This window comes from Streptomyces sp. NPDC059255, from assembly GCF_042752355.1.
In the GTDB taxonomy this organism is placed as follows: domain Bacteria; phylum Actinomycetota; class Actinomycetes; order Streptomycetales; family Streptomycetaceae; genus Streptomyces.
Window position 1 is genome coordinate 17040 of the sequence record NZ_JBHYZP010000030.1, and the last position, 20236, is coordinate 37275.

The 20236-nt window shown below is 73.5% G+C and carries 14 protein-coding genes and 1 riboswitch; of the genes, 6 read left to right on the forward strand and 8 right to left on the reverse strand.

The annotated features are described in order from the left end of the window. Positions 1 to 76 precede the first annotated feature (76 nt). Positions 77 to 198: riboswitch (SAM riboswitch) on the reverse strand. 236 nt (positions 199 to 434) lie between these two features. After that, the gene (locus tag ACFXKG_RS28990; protein ID WP_384845329.1) at positions 435 to 2915 is read left to right on the forward strand and encodes a beta-galactosidase; all 2481 of its coding nucleotides are present in this window, start codon (positions 435 to 437) and stop codon (positions 2913 to 2915) included. Between the two features lie 13 nt (positions 2916 to 2928). Here ACFXKG_RS28990 and ACFXKG_RS28995 read toward each other — a convergent pair whose 3' ends face one another. Next, positions 2929 to 4263 (reverse strand): jacalin-like lectin, encoded by a 1335-nt coding sequence (locus ACFXKG_RS28995; protein WP_384845529.1) that lies wholly within the window; start codon positions 4261 to 4263, stop codon positions 2929 to 2931. Positions 4264 to 4494: 231 nt separating this feature from the next. Further along, the gene (locus tag ACFXKG_RS29000; RefSeq protein WP_384845332.1) at positions 4495 to 5373 is read right to left on the reverse strand and encodes an alpha/beta fold hydrolase; all 879 of its coding nucleotides are present in this window, start codon (positions 5371 to 5373) and stop codon (positions 4495 to 4497) included. 209 nt (positions 5374 to 5582) lie between these two features. Between ACFXKG_RS29000 and ACFXKG_RS29005 the strand changes: the two genes are divergently transcribed. Further along, entirely contained in the window at positions 5583 to 8990 is a 3408-nt protein-coding gene (locus ACFXKG_RS29005; RefSeq protein ID WP_384845335.1) for a BTAD domain-containing putative transcriptional regulator, read from the forward strand. A 181-nt stretch (positions 8991 to 9171) separates the two neighbouring features. Here ACFXKG_RS29005 and ACFXKG_RS29010 read toward each other — a convergent pair whose 3' ends face one another. Beyond that, positions 9172 to 10365: a PucR family transcriptional regulator gene (locus ACFXKG_RS29010; protein ID WP_384845338.1), complete on the reverse strand. Its 1194-nt coding sequence runs from the start codon at positions 10363 to 10365 to the stop codon at positions 9172 to 9174. 211 nt (positions 10366 to 10576) lie between these two features. Here ACFXKG_RS29010 and ACFXKG_RS29015 point away from each other — a divergent pair, with 211 nt between their 5' ends. Beyond that, positions 10577 to 12445, forward strand: coding sequence for an FAD-binding dehydrogenase (locus ACFXKG_RS29015; protein WP_384845341.1), 1869 nt, complete (start codon positions 10577 to 10579; stop codon positions 12443 to 12445). Between the two features lie 71 nt (positions 12446 to 12516). Here the strand turns inward: ACFXKG_RS29015 and ACFXKG_RS29020 are convergent, their stop codons facing one another. Continuing rightward, complete coding sequence (locus ACFXKG_RS29020) at positions 12517 to 12822, reverse strand: hypothetical protein (RefSeq protein WP_384845344.1); 306 nt, start codon at positions 12820 to 12822, stop codon at positions 12517 to 12519. Beyond that, positions 12819 to 13745 (reverse strand): phytanoyl-CoA dioxygenase family protein, encoded by a 927-nt coding sequence (locus ACFXKG_RS29025; RefSeq protein ID WP_384845347.1) that lies wholly within the window; start codon positions 13743 to 13745, stop codon positions 12819 to 12821. Before ACFXKG_RS29025 ends, ACFXKG_RS29020 begins: the two co-directional genes overlap by 4 nt. 109 nt (positions 13746 to 13854) lie before the next feature. On the opposite strand from ACFXKG_RS29025, the gene ACFXKG_RS29030 reads away from it, so the two are divergent. After that, positions 13855 to 14742, forward strand: a complete 888-nt coding sequence (locus ACFXKG_RS29030; RefSeq protein ID WP_384845350.1) for a helix-turn-helix domain-containing protein — start codon at positions 13855 to 13857, stop codon at positions 14740 to 14742. Here the strand turns inward: ACFXKG_RS29030 and ACFXKG_RS29035 are convergent. Next, the gene (locus tag ACFXKG_RS29035; protein ID WP_384845354.1) at positions 14723 to 15973 is read right to left on the reverse strand and encodes a cytochrome P450; all 1251 of its coding nucleotides are present in this window, start codon (positions 15971 to 15973) and stop codon (positions 14723 to 14725) included. The genes ACFXKG_RS29030 and ACFXKG_RS29035 overlap by 20 nt on opposite strands. 171 nt (positions 15974 to 16144) lie before the next feature. Here ACFXKG_RS29035 and ACFXKG_RS29040 point away from each other — a divergent pair, with 171 nt between their 5' ends. Both ACFXKG_RS29040 and ACFXKG_RS29045 read left to right on the forward strand, forming a co-directional pair. Continuing rightward, on the forward strand, positions 16145 to 16369 hold the full coding sequence (locus tag ACFXKG_RS29040) for a ferredoxin (protein ID WP_384845357.1): 225 nt from the start codon (positions 16145 to 16147) through the stop codon (positions 16367 to 16369). A gap of 66 nt (positions 16370 to 16435) precedes the next feature. After that, positions 16436 to 17740, forward strand: a complete 1305-nt coding sequence (locus ACFXKG_RS29045) for a cytochrome P450 (RefSeq protein ID WP_384845360.1) — start codon at positions 16436 to 16438, stop codon at positions 17738 to 17740. Here the strand turns inward: ACFXKG_RS29045 and ACFXKG_RS29050 are convergent. Both ACFXKG_RS29050 and ACFXKG_RS29055 read right to left on the reverse strand, forming a co-directional pair. After that, positions 17706 to 19403 carry a purine-cytosine permease family protein gene (locus ACFXKG_RS29050; RefSeq protein WP_384845363.1) on the reverse strand — a complete coding sequence of 566 codons (1698 nt, stop codon included), beginning with the start codon at positions 19401 to 19403 and terminating at the stop codon, positions 17706 to 17708. The two genes, ACFXKG_RS29045 and ACFXKG_RS29050, sit on opposite strands and share 35 nt — an antisense overlap. Before the next feature lie 166 nt (positions 19404 to 19569). After that, a complete protein-coding gene (locus ACFXKG_RS29055; RefSeq protein WP_384845366.1) occupies positions 19570 to 20082 on the reverse strand; it encodes a DUF6328 family protein in 513 nt (170 codons plus the stop codon). Between the last annotated feature and the right edge of the window lie 154 nt (positions 20083 to 20236).

A 20236-nucleotide genomic window follows, 5' to 3' on the forward strand; every position in this document is an offset into this window, starting at 1 on the left:
CCATGACGACGCGCCCTGAGGCATCACGTCCGCTGTCATCTCGTGCTCCCGTCACAGGTACTGGACCTGGGTGACAGGTCCGCGCTTGCTCCCGGCACATCGGTGTGCGCGTGGAGCCGTGTCATCACCCGGGGCACCCCACCGCAGAAGGAGGGTTGCCGCCCAGCAAGCCGGGGCTTGTCGCTGGGACTCGTGACGGCCAAAAACGTAACACTCTGTGGCTGGTTTCTGAAGATGAGGCGGATCACATGATGATCACACCTCGATCACAGGGCGGATCTTTCCGGACAAGATGGCAAAAATGCCGCCGCGCGAGGCCATGCACCGCCGCCACCGAGGCAGCATCGAGGAGATACCGAGTCGGCATCACCACCGCCATCAGGCCATTCATTAATTAGGAATACTTCTTGACACGGTCCGGGACCGTGCCGACGATGAAGCGATCTCCCGAGCCGTCGTCGACGCAGGAGCCGCCCGTCGTGTTGTCGCTGCGCACTCATGACCTGACCGCTCCACCCGCCGGCCCGACGGGGCATCTGCGGATGGGCAGCCCGGACGGCGTCCCCGCGCCCCTGGTCCCCGACAGCCGCAGAATCCTGCGGGGCCGGGTCCCCTGGCTGCCCGTCATGGCGGAGTTCCACTTCAGCCGCTATCCCGCCGCCGAGTGGCGCGAGGAACTGCTGAAGATCCGCGCGGGCGGGGTCGACACCGTGGCCACCTATCTCTTCTGGAACCAGCACGAGGAGACCCGCGGCACCTTCCGGTTCGACGACGGTCTCGATGTGCGCCGCTTCGTCCTGCTCTGCGCCGGACTCGGGCTGTCCGTCGCCGTACGGGTCGGTCCCTGGTCGCACGGCGAGTGCCGGGGCGGCGGCTTCCCCGACTGGCTCGACGGCGCCGGCTGCGTCCCGCGCACCGACGACCCGGCCTATCTGGCGCTCGTCGAGCGGTACTTCGCCCGGATCGGCCATGAGCTGCGCGGCCTCTCCTACGACGAGGGCGGCCCCGTCGTCGCCGTGCAGATCGAGAACGAGCTGTACGACGCGCCCGGCCACCTCGCGACGCTCCGCCGCGTCGCGGCGGCCGCGGGCATCGCCGCCCCGCTGTGGACCGCCACCGGATGGGACGCCGCCGATCTGCCGCGCGATGTCCTGCTGCCGGTGTACGGCGGCTATCCGGAGGCCTTCTGGCTCCCGGCGCACGACGGGTGGGCCCGGGAGATGCGCCGGCACTACGTCTTCACCCCGGTCAGGGACGACCCGAACATCGGCGCCGATCTGCGCCCCGCGGTGCGGGCGGGCCACGGGGTGCCCGACGACGGCCGCTACCCGTACATCACCTGCGAACTCGGCTCGGGCATGGCCGTCGCGTACCACCGGCGGCCCCTGGTGCGGACCGCGGACGTCTCCGCGCTCGCGCTGGCGAAGCTCGGCAGCGGCTCGGTCTGGCAGGGGTACTACCTGTACCACGGCTGTTCACAGCGGCTGGACCTCGCGCTGCCCAACCAGGAGTCGCACGCCACGGGTTACCCCAACGACCTGCCGTCCGTCAGCTACGACTTCCAGGCGCCGCTCGGTGAGTACGGGCAGGTGCGCCCCTCGTTCCACGCGCTGCGCGCGCAGCACCTGCTGATCCAGGACTCCGGGGCGCGGCTCGCGGACATGCCGCTGCGGCTGCCCGACGTGACACCGGCCGGCCTCGACGACCGGTCCACACTCCGCTGGGCGGTGCGCTCCAGCGGTACGCAGGGCTTCCTCTTCGTCAACAACCACCAGCCCCACGAGCCCCTCCCCGACCACCGCGAGGTCCGCTTCTGGGTCGAACTCGACGGCCACGCCCGGCAGTTGCCCGCCACGCCGGTGACCGTGCCCGGCGGCGCGCACTTCGTGTGGCCCCTCGGGTACGAGGCGGGGCCCGGCGTACGGCTCGACTGGGTGAGCGCGCAGCCGCTGACCCGGCTGGAGATCGACGGGGTGCCGACCGCGGTGTTCGCCGCCACGGCGGGGATCACCCCGCAGTTCCCGCTGCCCGCCGGGGCCGTGGTGTCGGGTCCCGCGCGGACCGCCGGGCGGGACGGCGCGGCGGTGGTGGAGGTCACCGCGCCGGGGACGGACGCGGCGGTGACCGTGACCGGGCCCGCGGGCCCGGTCCGGCTGCTCTTCCTCACCGAGGAGCAGGGGCGCCGCCTCCAGCGGGTCCGGATCTGGGGCGCGGAGCGGCTGGTGCTCTGCGACGACGCCGTCCTGGCCGACGGCGGCGAACTGCGCGTCCACACGGAGGCGGAGACCGTCTCCCTCTCCCTGGCACCCGCGCCCGCCACCGCGATCCGCGCGACCGGGTCCGGTACGCCGGGAGCCGATCCGGCGGGAGCCCGTACGGCAGGATCCGGTCCCCCGGCGCTCTCCCGGCCCCGTGCCGACGGCCTCTTCACCACGTGGACGGCACCGGCCCCGCGGGTGGCCGGGGCCGGTGCCGTCACCGTCGACCGGGTACGCGCCCGGGCCGTCGCGCCGCCCGCCCGTGACGGCGGCTCGCAGCGGCGCGCCTCGGCCCCCGTCGACGCCGACTTCGCGGAGGCGGCGGTCCACCGGATCGCCGTCCCCGCCGCGGTGTTCGACGAGGGCGGGGAGGTGCTGCTGCGGCTCACGTACACCGGCGACGTGGCCCGCGCCTTCATCGGCGGGCGGCTCGTGGCCGACCACTTCTGGCACGGCCCCGCGTGGGACATCGGCCTGCGGCGGCACGCGGCGGCGGCCGTCGAGCACGGCGTCGAGATCCGGGTGCTGCCCCTGGGCCGCGCGAGCGGGGTGTACGTCGACCCCTCGGCCCGGCACGGCCTGGCGGCGGCCAGGACCCGGGCGTCGGTCGACTCGGCGGCGCTCGTCCCGGTCCGCCGGATCCGGCTGCGCGGGTGACGTACCCCTTCGGCTACTTCGGCGCGTAGACGACGCCGAGCTTGTCGATCTCGTCGTCCGCGCGGCCGGTGAAGCCGACGATCCGCCACCCCGGCGGAGCGGTCCGGGTCACCGTGTCGGAGGTGGGCGTGCCCGCCGCGAGGGTCCGGCCGGCGTCCGTGGTGAACGCGGCGGAGAAGATCCGGGTACGGCCGTCCTTCTGGCCCTTGGTCAGCTTGACCGAGGTGAGATGTTCACCGGCGGCGAGGGTGAGCGAGGACGCGGTGCCGCCCGTGCCGCCGTGGTTCAGCGCCGTACCGCCGTCGAAGGTGAGGCCGACGGCGTCGAGGCGGCTGCCGCCGCGCAGGGTGAGGGTGCGGGGCGCGGGGGTGGCCGGAAGCGCGCGGGCGTCGTTGAACGCGGTGCCGTGCGGGCCGCCGAAGAAGTCGGAGGCGCGGCGGTTCGCGGGCAGCGACCAGGAGAGGCCGACGGCGTGCGGGTAGTGGTCGGAGAGGTGCTTGCCCGCGCCGTCGAGGAAGGCGCGCCAGTCGTTGGTGAACGAGGTGGCGTCGAGGCCGACCAGCGGACCGCTCCGGTAGAGGACCTTGTCGACGACCTCGCAGGTGTCGGTGGGCGCGGCGGAGTCGCAGACCAGCGCCTCGCTGCCGAGGGCCGGGGCGGAGCCGCCGCGTACCAGCTCCACCCAGGCGTCGGTGAGGCCGTTCTCCGAGAGGAGCGTGCGGATGTTGTCCCCGGTGCGGGTGTAGCGGGTGTTGGTGTCGCCCATGACGATGACGGCGTTGCCCGCGCTGTACGTCCGGATGAAGGATGAGAGCTGGACGATGTTGGCGCGCCGGGCGGCGAGCGCGGCGTCCGTCGTGTCGGCGTTGGTGTGGACGTTGTAGAGGTCCACGAACACACCCTCGGCGAGCCGGACCCGGGCGAGCGAGAAGCCCTTGGGGGTGAGGCAGTCGGTGCCCGTGCAGTCGTTCCAGCGGACCCGTTCGAAGTCGTCGAAGGGGTGGTCGGAGAGGGTGTTGAGGCCGTCGCCGAAGGCGGCGCCGCCGCTGGTGGCGGTGCGGTACGGGTGGGCGTCGTTGGCGTACAGCGAGGCGTGGTAGTTGAAGTCCTCCTGCACGTTGACGATGCCGTACGGGCCCAGGCGCTGCCCGATGAGCGGGGTGTTGGTCTTGGGATCGCTCTGGCCGAGGCCGAGCGGGAGCCCGGCGATGTTGTACGTCAGCAGCTTGAGGGTGCCGGAGTCGGCCGCCGGGGCCGCCGGGGCCGCGGCGACCGGCGCGGCCGCGCCGGTGGCGAGGCCGGTGAGCGCCAGCGCGCCGGCGGCGAGGACGCCGGCCAGCGCGCGGATCGGGGTTCGCATGTGGGGGCCTTCCCGAGAGGGCGGGAGAAGAGTACGGAGAAGTTACCGCGCAGTCATCATCTACGGTCAAGTGCCCCGACACACAAGGGTAGTTGCCCGATCGATCGGCGGGAGCGGCGAGTCCGCCGTCCCGCCGCGCGGCGGTCGCCCGCCGATCGTCCCGGGATCGCCGGGTGTTCATGTTTCCCCCGGGAACCTCTCTGTGCCCCTTGACGGGGATTACCGGTCCAGCAGGCTCCGCAGCGCCTCGACGACCTCGGCCGGGGCCTCCTCGGCCATGAAGTGGCCCAGGGCGACGGAGGAGTGGACCAGATCGGGGGCCCACGCCTTCCACAGGGCGGCGGCGTCGAAGCCGAGGGCGGCGCCCCAGTCCTGCTGGAGAACGGTCACCGGCATCCGCAGTCGGCGGCCGGCCTCGCGGTCGGCCCGGTCGTGGGCGACGTCGACGGTGGCCGAGGCCCGGTAGTCGGCGACGATGGAGACGACCGCCGCCCGGGACGCCCTGAGGTAGGCGGCGCGGATCTCGGCCGGGATCGCCTCCGGGTCACGGGCCCAGATGTCCAGGAAATGACCGAAGAAGGCGTCGGGGGCGGCGCCGATCAGCGTCTCGGGCAGGCAGGGCGGCTGGGCCATCAGATAGAGGTGGAAGCCGACGGCGGCGGAGGTGCCGTGCAGCACGTCCCACATGTCCAGCGTCGGCAGGACGTCCAGCGAGGCGAGGTGGGTGACCGCCTCGGGGTGGTCGAGGCCCGCGCGTACGGCGACCAGGGCGCCCCGGTCGTGACCGGCCAGGGCGAACCGCTCGTGGCCGAGGGCACGGGCGAGGGCGACGGTGTCGGCGGCCATGGTGCGCTTGGCGTAGGCCGACCCGTCGGTGTCGGCGGGCTTGTCGCTGTCGCCGTACCCCCGCAGGTCGGGGCAGATGACCGTGTGGTCGGCGGCCAGGTCGGCGGCGACGTGCCGCCACATGAGATGGGTCTGGGGGAAGCCGTGCAGCAGCACGACGGCGCTGCCGGAGCCGCCCACGGCGACGTTGAGGGAGACGCCGTCGGCGACGGTGACGCGCCGGTAGTCGAATCCGGTGATCCTGGGCTCCATGGTGCGGCCCTTTCGCTCGGTGTGGTGTCCCGCCGGGTACTCGGTATGTCGTCCCTCGGGTACGCGGCCACTCTGCGGGCCGCCGATCAGCGACCGGTCAGCAACCGGTCAGCAACGGCTGCCAAGGCGTACGGGCAGGTCTGCGGGCCGGCGGTACGGGCCGGTGGCACGGCCGGGGTCCACCGACGCGGGCCCGCTACATTGGCCGGATGACCAGCGAGGCGGCCCCACCGGATGTGACCTTCGGGGTGCTGGGCCCGCTGGAGGCGGCGGACCGGCACGGCCCCCTCGCCCTGAAGGGGCCCCGGCACCGGGCGGTGCTGGCCCGGCTGCTGATCGCCCGCGGCAGGGTCGTCCCCGTGGACCGGCTCGCCGCCGACCTGTGGGAGCGGCCGCCGGACGGTGCCGCCGGGGCGATCCAGACGTTCGTCGCCGCGCTGCGCCGCGCCCTGGAACCCGACCGCCCGCCCCGCACGCCCGCGCGGCTGCTGGTGACGGACTCCCCCGGCTACGCGCTGCGCGCCGCCCCGGAGGCTGTGGACGCCTGGCGGTTCGAGGCGGTGACGGGCGCGGCCGGTCCGCTGCTGGCGGCGGGGCGGGCAAGGGAGGCGCTGGCACGTCTCGACCACGCGCTGGCGCTCTGGCGCGGACCGGCGTACGCGCAGTTCACCGCGGAGGCGTGGGCGCACGGGGAGATCACCCGGCTGGACGGGCTGCGGCTGCTGGCCGTGGAGCGGCGCGCGGAGGCGCTGCTGGAGCTGGGGCGGGCCGCCGAGGCGGTGCCGGATCTGGCGGCCCACGCCGGGGCCCATCCGCTGCGCGAGGACGCCTGGCGGCTCTGGGCACTGGCGCTGTACCGGTCGGGGCGGCAGGGCGACGCCCTCGCGGCGCTGCGCCGGGCCCGGGAGACCCTGGCCGAGGAGCTGGGGGTGGACCCCGGCCCCGGGCTGCGCGGACTGGAGGCGGACATCCTCGCCCAGGACCCCCGCCTCTCGGCGCCCGCCGCGCCCGCCGGGGAGGGGGAGAGCGGCAGGCCGGGCAGGGGCACGGGGGTCCCCCGGATCACCGCTCCCCCGGCGGCCGGGGAAGCACCGTCCACCGGGGCGCCCGCCGGACGGCCGTTCGTGGGCCGCACCCGGGAGCTGGCCCTGCTGGAGGAGGCCGCCGCGACGGCCGTACGGCGCGGCGGCCTCGCCCTCGCCCTCGTCTCGGGCGACCCGGGCGCGGGCAAGACCGCGCTCGCGGACGCGCTGACCGGCGCGTTGACGGCGCGGGGGTGGACCGCCGCGTGGGGCCGCTGTCCGGAACACGACGGGGCGCCGGGCGGCTGGCCCTGGACCCGGATCGTGAGCACCCTGTCCGCCTCGGGGGCCGGCCTCCCCCCGGCCTCCCGGGCCGTCGGCCGCTTCCGCGCACACCAGGAGGCGGCCTCGTATCTGAGCGGGGTGGCGGCCGACCACGGCCCCGTGCTGCTGGTCGTCGACGATCTGCACCGGGCGGGCGAGGAGACCCTGGACCTGCTGACCGCCCTGGTCACGGCGTCCGTCGCGGGCCCGGTGCTGCTCGTCGGGACCTACCGCGCGACGGAGATCTCCCCGGGGCTGACCGACGCGCTCGCCGGGTTCGCCCGCGCCGAACCGGCCCGGGTGTACGTGGGCGGTCTGTCGGAGGCGGCCACGGACGCCCTGGTCCGTACCCTCGTCCGGCGCGACGTGGACCCGCGGACCACCCGCGCCGTCCACCGGCGCAGCGGCGGCAACCCCTTCTTCGTACGGGAGTTGGCGCGGCTGGTCGACACCGAGGGGCGCGCGGCGCTGGACGCCGTCCCCGCCGGGGTACGGGACGTGATCCGGCACCGGCTGGCGCGGCTGCCGGACGCGGCGCGCGCGGTGCTGCGGCAGGCGGCGGTGGCCGGCCCCGACGTGGACGTGGAGGTGCTGCTCGCCCTCGGGACGGACGAGGACGTGGTGCTCGACGCGCTGGAGTCCGCGCTGGCGGCGGGCTTCCTCACCGAACAGGGGCCCGGCCGGCCGCGGTTCGCCCACGCCCTGGTGCGCGACACGCTGTACGACGACGTCTCCGGTCCGCGCCGGGCCCGCTGGCACGCCGCGGTCGGCAAGGCCGTCGAACGGCTGCGCCCCGACGACACCGCCGCCCTCGCCCATCACTTCGACCGCGCCGAGAGCCGGGCCACGGCCGCCAGGGCGGCGCGCTACGCCCGGGCGGCGGCCGTCGAGGCCGAGCGGGGATTCGCCCCGCACGAGGCGGTACGGCTGTGGCGGCAGGCCGTCGCCGCCCATGACCGGGGCGGCGAGGGCGATGTACGGGGCCGGCTGGAGGCGGTCATGGGGCTGGTGCGCGCGCTGGCCGTGACCGGCAGCCTGGAGGCCGCGCGGACGCACCGCGCGGAGGCGGTCGCGACGGCCGAGGCGCTGGGTGATCCGGCGCTGACCGCCGAGGTGGCCGGTGCCTTCGACGTGCCCGCAATCTGGACCCGTAACGACGACGAGGACCTGTCCCGGCGGATCGCCGGGACGATCGGGCGGACCCTGGCGGCGCTCCCCGGGGACCAGGTGGCGCGGCGTGCCCGGCTGCTGGGCGCCCTCGCCCTGGAGCTGCGCTCCACCGCCACCGGCCGCGGGGACCGGGCGGCGCGGGAGGCGGAGGCCATCGCGCGGCAGTTGAACGACCCCGCGCTGCTCGGCCTCGCGCTCAACGGCCGCTTCCTGCACTCCTTCCAGCGGGCCGGGCTGGCCCCCGAGCGCGCCCGGATCGGCACGGAACTCGTCGAACTGGCGGGCCGCCACGGGCTGGTGACCTTCGAGGTGCTGGGCCGCCTGGTCCTCGTCCAGGCCCGCTCGGCGCTCGCCGACCTCACCGCGGCCGACGCGCACGCGGCCGCCGCCGACCGGCTCGCGGAGCGGTACGACATCCCGCTCGTGGGCGTGTTCACCCAGTGGTACGCCGCCCTGCGGCTGACCGTCGCGGGGCGGCGGGCCGACGCGGAGGCCGCGTACCGCGCGGCCGACCGGGCCCTGGGCGGCAGTGGTATGCCGGGCCTGGCGGAGGGCATCCTCCCGCTCGCGCTGCTGTGTCTGCGCCTCCAGGCGGACGGATGGGCCGAGGAGGCGCCGGCGGGCGAGGAGACGCGGTCGGCCGACGGCGCGGAGGATGTGGGCGACGAGGCGGAGGATGTGGCCGACGAGGCGGCGTGGGGGCCGCACGCGCCCTGGATCCGCCCGCTGGCGCTGCTCGCCGCAGGCCGCCGCGAGGCCGCCGGGGCGGCCCTGCACGCCGCCCCCGAGCCGCCCCGCGATCTGCTCCTCGAAGCCCGGCTGTGTCTGGTCGCCCGGGCCGCCGTCGCCGTCGGCGACCACCCGGTGATGGCGGCCACGTACGAGCGACTGCTGCCCGCCGAGGACGAGTTGGCCGGGGCGGGCAGCGGTCTGCTCTGTCTCGGCCCGGTGGGGCGCCACCTCGGCGACCTGGCGCTCGCGCTCGGGGAGCGCGAGCGGGCGGCGGCGCACTACCGGCGGGCTCTGGAAGTCGCGCGGAGGGCCGGCGCGCCGCACTGGGCCACGGCCGCCCGCGCCGCTCTCGGCACCCACAGATCCTAGGCCCTGTCTGACAAATAGCGCCGTCCGCCCCTTGGGGCGGGGCTCGCGGCGTCTGGTGCGTGCAATCGCAAGGCGGAGGATCGCCCGTGTACTGGACGTACTCGGGCGACTCCGACAACGCAGCGAGTGTGCGTGCCAGGCGTCGCGAGCCAGGCGGGATTTGTCAGACAGGGCCTAGGTCCTACCCCGCGTCCGGGCCCGGGTCGGGATCCGGGCGCAGCCAGGTGGTCAGCGCCCACCACCAGTGCAGGGTGGCCAGCGGCCCCGGCCGGCCGTCGTAGCGGGGGTCGGTCAGCGACTCCCCCGTGATCTGCTGGAGTCGGCCGAGCCGGTAGCGGACGGTGTTGGGGTGGGTGAACAGGGTCGCAGCCGTCTGGTCGAGCCGACGCCCGTGGTCCAGGAACGTCAGTGCGGTGAGGGCGAGTTGACGGTGGAACTCGTCCGAGGGGTCGAGGGACCCCAGCAGGCCGCGGGTGAGGTACGTGCCCAGGAGCGGCTGGTCCGCCAGGGCGATCTCGGCGGCGAAGTCGGTGAGTTCGTACATCCCGTGCCACCCACGCCGGGCGCCGATGTCCAGGGCGCGGACACAGAGCCGGTACGCCGGGCGGAGCGCGTCCAGGGGCACGGCCGGCGAGAGCACGACGAGGGCGCCCGGCGGGATCTCGTCACCGCTCGGCGGCCGGGCGCACAGGCCCACCAGGCGCCCTTCGACCGGCGCGAGGTCGCCGCAGGGGGAACCGGCCCTGACGGCGGCCCCAGGGGTGGGCGGCCGGGGGTGTGCGAGGCCCGCGGCCTCCGTTACCAGGCAGTGGCGCACGCTGCCGGGCCGGAGGCCGGCCCGCGCCAGTTCGTCGGGGCCCGGGGGCGCGCCACCCGCCAGGAGTTGTCGCAGCACCCGCGCCCGCGCCCCGCCCGCCGGGTGCGGCGCGCCCTGTTCGGCGGTGCGGTAGCCGTGGACCACATGGCGCTCGACGGCGTCGCCGTACTCCTTGAGCCGCAACACCGCCGGGAGCAGCAGACCGTCGGTGATCCCGGCGGCCCGGCCGCGGTCGACGGTGATCTCCACCGCGCGGGTCAGGGCGGCCTGCACGCCGCGCAGGACGGCGGTCACCGGGACGGCCTGGCCCGCCCGGTCGGCGCCGAGGAGCAGGGCGGCGGCGAAGTTCTGTTCCTCGACCCGGTCGAAGGTGGCGGCCCACTGGCCCGCGGCGGTGACCAGCGCGGTGACGTGCCGGCGGTTCTCCGCCTCGGCGAGCCGGGCGACCTCGGGCGAACGGCTCCGCGCCGCGTGGACGAGTTCGCCGCACACGGCCGGGTCGAGGGCCATGGCCCGCAGGATCCCGGTGACCGGCTCGCGCTGATGGGTGACCGTCATGAGCCTCGCCCTTCTGCGTTCTCCGTCGGAGCGCTGTCGCGGAGCACCGTCGCGGGAGCACTGTCGCCGGGTGACAACGACGGGGCGGATGCGTTGGCGTCCGGCTACTACCGCGCTTCTGTGGCGACCTGATTATCTGTGAGCTACCGCACGGTAACAGCAGGGTCATCGTGACAACACCTCCCACGCGCCCCCTTTCGGAAGGCCCCCCATGGAGACGCCGGTGCATCCGGAGAAGCCGCACAGCACGGAGAAGCCGCACAGCACGGAGAACGCGCAGGAGCCGGAGAAGCCGGCGGAACGAACCGTGTTCAGCCGCCGCCGCGCGCTGACGGTGGCGGGCGGGGTGATCGCCGGTGCGACCGCCTTCTCCGGGACCGTGCCGGCCTTCGCGGCCGCCGGCTCCGCCTCGTCCTCGGAGGCCGACGCGATCGTCGTCGGCGGCGGTCTCGCGGGGCTGGTGGCGACCGCGGAACTGGCGGCGGCGGGGCGGAAGGTGCTCCTCCTCGACCAGGAGCCCGAGTCCAATCTGGGCGGGCAGGCGTTCTGGTCGTTCGGCGGCCTCTTCTTCGTGGACTCCGACGAGCAGCGGCTCATGGGGATCAAGGACTCGCACGAACTGGCCTGGCAGGACTGGCAGGGCGCGGCCGGCTTCGACCGGGGCGTGGACGATCCGCGCGGCCAGGACCACTGGGCGCGCAAGTGGGCCGAGGCGTACGTGGACTTCGCCGGCGGGGAGAAGCGGTCCTGGCTGTACGGGCTGGGCGTGCGCTGGTTCCCCATCGTCGGCTGGGCCGAGCGCGGCGGGGGTCTCGCCGAGGGGCACGGCAATTCGGTGCCCCGCTTCCATGTCACCTGGGGCACCGGGCCCGCCGTGGTCGAGCCGTTCGAGAAGAAGGTACGGGCCGCGGTCGCCTCGGGCCTGGTGACGTTCAAGTTCCGGCACCGGGTCGACGGTCTGGTCCGGACCGGCGGCGCCGTCACCGGCGTCCGCGGCGCGGTCCTGGAGCCCAGCACCGCGTCCCGCGGCAAGGCCACGTCCCGCACCGTGGTCGGTGACTTCGAACTCCGCGCCCCGGTGGTGATCGTCACCTCCGGCGGTATCGGCGCCAACCACGATCTCGTACGGCAGAACTGGCCGGCCCGCCTCGGCGCCCCACCGAAGACCATGATCACCGGTGTGCCCGCCTACGTGGACGGCCGGATGCTCGCCATCACGGAGCAGGCGGGCGGACGGATCGTCAACCCCGACCGGATGTGGCACTACACGGAGGGGCTGCGGAACTACGACCCCATCTGGCCCGGCCACGGCATCCGGATCCTGCCGGGGCCCTCGTCGATGTGGTTCGACGCGACCGGGAAGCGCTTCTCCGCCCCCGACTTCCCGGGGTACGACACCCTGAACACCCTGAAGTCGATCACCGCGAGCGGATACGACTACTCCTGGTTCGTGACGACGCAGAAGATCCTGGCGAAGGAGTTCGCCCTGTCGGGCTCGGAGCAGAACCCCGACCTGACGAACAAGGACATCCTCAAGCTGCTCTCGCGCATCTGGCAGACCCCCGAGCCGATCGAGAAGTTCAAGAAGAACGGGGTCGACTTCGTCGTCGCGACGAGCCTCTCCGAACTGGTCACCGGCATGAACAAGCTGACCGGGAACAGCCTCATGAACCTGGCGGATCTGAAGCGCCAGATCGACGCGCGGGACCGTGAGATCGACAACCCGTACACCAAGGACGCCCAGGTCATGGGCATCCGGAACGCCCTCGCCTACCCCGGGGACACCCTGAGCCGTACCGCCTCGGCGCACAAGATCATGGACTCGGGCGCGGGGCCGCTGATCGCCGTACGGCTCAACATCCTCACCCGCAAGACCCTCGGCGGGCTCCAGACGGACCTCTCCGGCCGGGTGCTGGACACCTCGGGCGCGCCCGTTCCCGGTCTGTACGCGGCCGGTGAGGTGTCCGGGTTCGGCGGGGGCGGTGTGCACGGATACCGGTCCCTGGAGGGCACGTTCCTCGGCGGCTGCCTGTTCTCCGGCCGCCAGGCGGGCCGGGCGGCGGCCGCCGAAACCGCCTAGGTCCTGTCGCACGGCGGAAGCCGGGTCCGGCCCCCTGGAAGGGCCGGGCCCGGCTCCGCGCGTGCCGTCCGTCAGCCGGTGGCGATGAGCTTCTCGAAGAAGAACTCGTGCTTGAGGAAGGACGTCTCGTACTCGTGCCCGGGCTGCGGGGGCAGCAGCGGGGACGCCTGGAAGAGCCGCCAGCCGTCCCTGAGGGCCGCCACCCCGGTGTCGTACGGCGGCACCTCGCTGTCGCCCGTCGTCGGGGAGGTCTCGCCCGTACCGTCGTAGACGGCCCAGCCGATGACGTCCGAGTCGAGCGCGGAGGTGGACAGGTAGAGGACCAGGACGCGCTGGCGCAGGGCCGGTTCGGCCGCCGGGGTGGTCGGGGTGGTCATGCGTGGCTCCCTGCGGCTTCTGACGTCACGGACGGGACGGGCGGGACAGGCGTCACGGACGGGGCGGACAGGGCGGACGGAACGGACGGCGGTCGCGGTGCGACGCGCCGCGGACGGTTGGTCACCCGGGTCACCCAGTAGGCGGGGTCGTAGGTGGTGTCGCCGGTCAGGGCCCACCACAGCCGCGTCCGGTTGTACACCTCCAGGCGCGCGGCGGCCTGTTCGTACCACGGGAAGGTGACGCCCAGTTCGTCGGCCACGGCCGGGTCCGCGAGGTCCGAGGTGTCCCAGAGCCGCACCTGACGGACCGTCGGGTTGAAGCGGATCTTGAACATGTAGCGGTCGGCGTCGCTGTCGTTGCGGCGTCCGCCGTGCCAGAGCCCATGGTGCACAAACACCACCGTCCCCGCCGGGCACACCAGCCGGGACTGGCCGCGCAGATTCTGGTACCGGCCGGTGTCCGACTCGTTCGTACGCCGCAGATGGCTGCCGGGGACGCTGAGCGTGCCGCCCATGTCCAGGGTGACCTCCTGCGGGTAGTACATGAGCTGGACGTCGAACGCGTCCGTACGCGTGTCGATGATCGCGTCGGCGTGCAGCGGCTGCGCCTCGCCCTCGCGAGCCCGGCGGATGTGCACCGCGTGGTGGTCCACCAGCGGCGACGGGCCGACCAGACTGAGCAACGCGCCCGCCACCTGCGGAATCTCCACCAGGCGCCGGGCGAAGGAGCCTTCCGCGTACGCCTCGTCGAGCGGGGTGCCGGCCGGTGCGCCGGGTATCCCGGTGGCGAGGACGTCCAGCGCCTCGGTGTTCATGGCTCCGGGGACGACGGCGTCGAGCCGCAGCGAACCGTAGGCGACGAATCGGGCCATCCGCACGGAGCTCAGCAGAGGGCGACGAGCGTCGGTCGGTGTGGTTGTCATGCGTCCCAGGCTAGGAAGCCGGGGCCCGGCGGCGCGTGGCCCCGGCTCACCACTACTGGTAGATTCTCGCCCTCGCGGGGAGACTCCGGGTCTCCCGGGAGGGAGCCGCGTGCGGACGGTGGAGGTACGGCTCGACGAGCCCCCGGAGGTCGTCAACATCGGGATCGGCGTGCACGGCACCGAGGGCCGGCTGAGCGATGTCTTCCGCCTCCCCGACCTCTGGCAGCTCCATCTCTACCGGTACGCGGCCGAGCTCACCGTGGACGGCACCGCGCACCCGGTCCGGCCCGGTCATGTCAGCCTCGTACCGCCCGGCGCGACGGTCCGCTACCGCTACCGGGGCCGCTCCGAGCACCTGTACGCGCATCTGCGGCTCACCGGGGGCGGTACGGCCCGTACGCTCCCCGTCGTCCAGCCGTCGGGCGCGCAGTTCCCCACGCTCTCCGCCCTCCTGCTCCAGGCGGTGGCCGCCGCGCCGAGCACCCCCGCCCGGGTGACCGCCGAGGTCTGGGCCGTGCTGTGGCGCGTGGCCCGTCTCGCCCCGCCGGAGAGCCCGGCGGGACCGCACCCCGCCGTGACGGCGGCCATCGTCCATGTCGAGGCGCGGCTGGCCGATCCGCTGACCGTCCCGGAGATCGCGCGGGCAGCCGGGGTCTCGCACAACCACCTCACGCGGCTCTTCCGCGCCGAGACCGGTGACACCGTGATCGGCTATCTGCGCCGGCGCAGGCTGGAGCGCGCGGGGCATCTGCTGCGCGAGTCCACCCTCTCGATCCCGGCCGTCGCCGCGTCCGTCGGCATCCCGGACCTCCAGGCGTTCAACAAGGCGTGCCGCCGCGAACTCGGCGCCTCCCCCCGCGCCGTGCGCGCCACGCGCCACGCGGGGCCCGGCGCGTCCCCACCGCCCGCCGCGTCGCCCACGCCCTCCGGGGCCCCGCCGTCCGGCAACCGCCCGGAGCCGGAGGGGGAGGCCCCGCTCAGCCCTTCTCGGGGGTGAAGACGAGCGGCAGCCGGACCACTCCCCGTACCTGGGTGGCGTGCGAGACCACCCGGTCCTCCGGGTCGATCCGGTAGTCGGGGATACGGCGGTGGATCTCCTCCAGCGCGATGCGCAGTTCGATCCGGGCGAGATGCGAGCCGAGACACCGGTGGGGTCCCGACCCGAACGAGAGATGGCGGTTGGGCGTACGGTCGACCCGCACCTCGTCCGGGTCGGTGAACTCGCCGCCGTCCCGGTTGGCGCCGTTCAGCAGGAGCAGCAACTGGTCGCCCGCGCGCAGCCGTACGCCGCCCAGTTCGGTGTCGCGGGTGACCCGGCGGCCCGCCGAGACGGCGGCCTCCAGCCGCAGGATCTCCTCGACGGCGCCCGGCACGAGCGCCGGGTCGTCCACCACGCGCCGGCGCTCCCCGGGGTTGGCCGAGAGGTGCATCAGCCCCCACGCCAGCGAGCCCTGCACCGTGTGCAGCCCGGCGATCAGCAGCAGAAAGAACATCCGGCACAGTTCGTCGTCGGTCGGCGGGCGCGTCGTGTCGCCGATCCTGAGCGGGGTGTTGATGATGGCCGCCGTGACGTCGTCGCCCACGTCCGGCCGGCCGCGCCGCTCCGCGATCACCTCGGCGAAGTAGCCGAACATGCGCTGTGCGGCCTCGGCACGCGCGGCGTCGGACTCCTCCTCGCTCGCGCCGGGCCTGCCCTGCAACGCGGTGTCGGTGCACTCGGTGAACATCGGCGCGTCCCGCTGCGGCCATCCCATGAGCGCGAGGAACACCGCGGTCGGCAGCGCGTGGGCGAACTCCTCGACGAACTCGCACTCCCCGCGCCCCGCGAACCGGTCGATCAGCCCGTTCACGATCCCCCGGATCTCGGGTTCGAGGACCTTCATCCGCGGCGGGTTGAACAGCGGCTGGAGCGCCTGCCGGTACGGGGTGTGCTCCGGCGGGTCCAGTTCGAGCGGCAGGAACTTGCCGTCCCCCGCGTTGACCAGGTTGTTGGGGTAGCTCGAATAGGTCCCGGGGTTCCGCAGCACCTCGTGGATCTCCGCGTACCGGGTCACCAGCCAGTGCCCGCCGTGCGCGCGGGAGAACACCACCGGTCCCAGCGCGGCGAGTTCGGCCACCCGCTCCTGGAGGGTGTCGACCGGAGCCGCGACGGACGGATCGTAGATGTCGAAGTCCACGCACAGGTGCTCCGGCAGGTGTTCCGGGATCTCTGTGGCTCGCACGGTCATGCGGTCGCACCCCTGTCCAGTCCCTCGGATGTCCCTTGGATGATGAACGGGCATGCTACATCGCGGAGTTGGGACGGAAGCGGGTTCGCCGCCGGGCACCGGCGACGGTTCCGCCACTCCCGGTGGGTGACAGGAACCCCTTATAGTGCCCGGAACACCCGGAGGGCCGTGATGACCGTACGAATCAGCGTCGACCGGCAGGCGTGCGCCGGACATGGCCTGTGCTACGGCGCCGCGCCGGAGATCCTCGACTGCGACGACCAGGGCGACCCCGTGGTCACCCGCTCGCCGCTGCCCGAGGAGACGGTGGGAGCCGCGCGCCACGCGGTGGACCTCTGCCCGGAACGGGCCCTGACCCTCACCTTCGAGGACACCGGCCGGCCTTCCGGTCCCTGAACCCGCTGGTTGAACCGGCTGGTGACCCACAGCCCGGACGTACCCGACCCCGGAGACACAACAGCAATGACACCGGCCGAACCCACCGCCCAGCCCTCCGGGGCGACCGCCCCACCGCCCGGGTGCCCCGCGCACCGAGGGGACGGGGGACGCGGCTCCGCCGTGCCACTGAGCGGACCCCGCTTCCAGACCGAACCCAGCAGGCTCTACCGGGAGATGCGGCGGGACCACGGCGCCGTGGCCCCCGTCCTCCTCGACGGCGGCATACCGGCCTGGCTGGTCCTCGGCTACCGCGAACTCCACCAGGTCACCGGCGACCCGGTGCTCTTCAGCCGCGACTCCGAACTGTGGAACCAGTGGGACAACGTCCCCGAGGACTGGCCGCTGGCGCCGCTGATCGGCCGCGGCCAGCCGTCCATCCTCTACACGACCGGGGAGCGCCACCGCGAGCGCGCCACGATGGTGAGCGACGCCCTGGAGTCCGTCGACCCGTTCGTGCTGCGGCACTTCGCCGAACAGCTCGCCGACGAGCTGATCGACGGCTTCTGCGCCGAGGGCGGCGCGGACATCATCTCCCGGTACGCGATGCCGTTCCCGGTCCGGGTCCTCGCCAAGATCTACGGTTTCCCCGACGACCAGGGGCCCGGTCTGGCCGCCGCCGCGATCGATCTGGCCGAGGGCGGCGAGCGGGCCCAAGCGGCGCAGGGCTATCTCTTCGAGGCGACCATGTCGCTCCTCGCCGCGAAGAAGGACGGCGCGGGTCCTCCCGATGTCGCCTCCCGGCTGCTGCGGAACACCGCCGGGTTCACCGAGGAGGAGGTTCTCCACGACCTCATCGTGCTGGTCATCGCGGGCCATACGCTGACCGCCGACTGGATCGGCAACTCGCTGCGGCTGATGCTCACCGACGACCGGTTCGCCGCGTCGCTCTCCGGCGGCCGGCACAGCGTCGCCGAGGCGATGAACGAGGTCCTCTGGGAGGACACCCCCGCGCAGAACGCGGTGGGCCGCTGGGCCAGCCGCGACACCAGTCTCGGTGCCCGCCACATCAAGGCCGGCGACCTGCTGCTCTTCGGGATCGCCGCCGCCAACAACGACCCGCAGGTCCGCACCCACAGCTCCGCGCTCACCGGCGGCAACAACGCCTACTTCTCGTTCGGGCACGGCGAGTACCGCTGCCCGTTCGCCGCACAGGAGATCGCCGAGACCATCGCCCGTACCGCCATCGAGGTACTGATCGACCGGCTCCCCGACGTCGACCTCGCGGTGGCCGCCGACTCGCTGACCCGGCGGCCCTCCCCGTGGGCGCGCGGTCTGACGTCCCTTCCGGTGAGCTTCAGCCCCGCGCACGCCATGCACTCCGGGGGCTGACCGGATCGGCGGGCAGGACGTGATCGCCGAGCCGGTCGGTGCTCAGGCAGAGCGAGCAGACCACCGCGTCATGGGTGTGGCAGGCGGCCAGGTCGGGCCGTTCGAACTCCTGGCGGCAGACATGGCAGGGGTAGGTGCGCGCGCTGGGGTTGCCCGTGGCGTCGAGCAGCGGCTCGTCGATCCCGTCGTCGGCGCGCCGGAGGTAGTAACGGCCCTTGGTGGCCACGGCCATCAGCGGGGTGAGGACGAAGGCGATCAGCGCGGCGGCGACGGGCGAGTACGGCTGGAGGGTGTCGCCCAGGGCGTGGAAGTACAGGGCGATGGAGAGCCCGGAGGCGACCACGAAGGAGACCACCCCCACCGGGTTGACGGCGTACAGCATGCCCCTGCGGAACTCGGGGGCGTGCGGGGAGAGTTTCAGCAGATATTTGTTGATCATGATGTCGGTGGCGACGGTGACGACCCAGGCGATGGCGCAGTTGGAGTAGAAGCCCAGGAGGCTGTTGAGGAAGCTGAACATGTCGGCCTCCATCAGGATCAGCGCGAACGTCAGATTGACGAGGACGAAGACCATCCGGCCCGGGTACCGCTTGGAGACGCGGGTGACGGAGTTGGTCCAGGCCAGCGAGCCGGAGTAGGCGTTGGTCACATTGATCTTGATCTGGCTGATCACGACCAGGACCACCGCCAGCGGAACCACCAGCCAGGACGGCATCATCGCGTCGAAGGCGCCGCGGAACTGCTGGATGGGCTCGGTGGCGGCCACCGGGCCGACCTCGGAGAGGATGTATACGGCGAGGAAGACACCCATCGCCTGCTTCAGCGCGCCGAGCACCACCCACCCGGGGCCGGCCATGACCACGGCCGTCCACCAGGAGCGGCGGTTGGCGTCGGTCTTCGGCGGCATGAAGCGCAGGTAGTCGATCTGCTCGCCGATCTGCGCGATCAGCGACAGACACACCCCGGCGCCCAGCAGCACGGACGCGGTGTCGACCGCGCCGTCGCCGTCGGTCCCCGCGTACGCCAGCCAGCGGTCCACCGTGCCCGGGTCGGTGACGATCAGGTGGATCAGCGGGCCCGCCATCAGCAGCAGCCACACCGGGGTCGTCCAGACCTGGAGCTTGCTGAGCGCCTTCATGCCGTAGATGACCAGCGGGATCACCAGCAGCGTGGAGACCAGGTATCCCGCCCACAGCGGCAGCCCGAAGCCGAGTTTCAGCCCCTGGGCCATGATCGAGCCTTCGAGGGCGAAGAAGATGAAGGTGAAGCTGGCGAAGATGACGCTGGTCACTACGGACCCGTAATAGCCGAATCCGGAGCCGCGGGTGATCAGGTCGAGGTCGATGTTGTACCGCGCCGCGTAGTAGGCGAGCGGAAAGCCGGTGAGGAAGATGACGGCCGCCGCGAGGGCGATCGCGGCCAGCGCGTTCCCGGTGCCGTGGGTGAGGCCGATACCGGCACCGATGGAGAAGTCCGCGAGATACGCGATCCCGCCGAGCACGGTGGTCGCCACGACCATCGGCGTCCAGCGGCGGTAACTGCGCGGGGCGAACCGGAGGGTGTAGTCCTCCAGCGTCTCGTCGGCCGCCGGACCGGCGCCCCGTGGTGCGGTGGGCGGCTCGTGGTCACCCGTGGGAACTATGAGCTGTGGCTCGCTGCTCATGCCGCGCCTCCTGGGGAGAATGCGGGCCGCGGCGGTCCCCGTACCGGACGGCGCGTACCGGCCCGTATCCATGACGTGGAAAGGGTAGGGAGGGCCTGTTTCCGCCAGGAGCCCCCCGCGTGAAGCGGCTGTTACCGGGTGTCGCCGTCCCCGCTCAGCGCGCGGATCAGCGTCGCGCGGTGGTGTGGCGGTGACGGGCCCAGAGGGGGAGGACGAACCAGCAGTACGTGTACCAGGCGACGACCGCGGCCACGATCCACGGCACGTACGGGTCGTGGGTGGCGACGCGCAGGACCAGGAGGAGCGCCGACGTCATGGTCGCCAGCAGCAGGATCAGCCCGGCGAAGGTGAGGCGGGAGGCCCACCGTACGGCCTGCGGCTTGATCCGCCGCCCCACGACCATCCGGTGGAAGGAGACGGGCCCGATCAGCGCTCCGGTGGCCGCGGCGCCGAGCACGACGGTCACGACGTAGATCGCCTTGTCCGTCCGGGCGAGACCTTGGTACGCCGGGGTGAACACGACGGTCAGCAGAAAACCGAAGAGGATCTGTACGCCCGTCTGGGTGACCCTCACCTCCTGGATGAGCTCACCCCACTTGCGGTCGGCACGCTCCTCGTCCGTCTCGTGGCGGCCGTTCGCCGCGCGGGGCCCCGCCCCGCCGCCGTCGGTGGACCTCACGCCGCTTCCCCGCTCTCCGTCCCTCGTCACGTTCCGGAGCGCGGCGCCGAGGGGGCGCCGCGCTCCGGGCGGTTCCGGCCTCCGGCGTGTCCGACGCGGAAAGGCGCCGGTTCGCGCTCCCCTCACCGTGTCACCCGCCGCTCCGGTGTCAAAC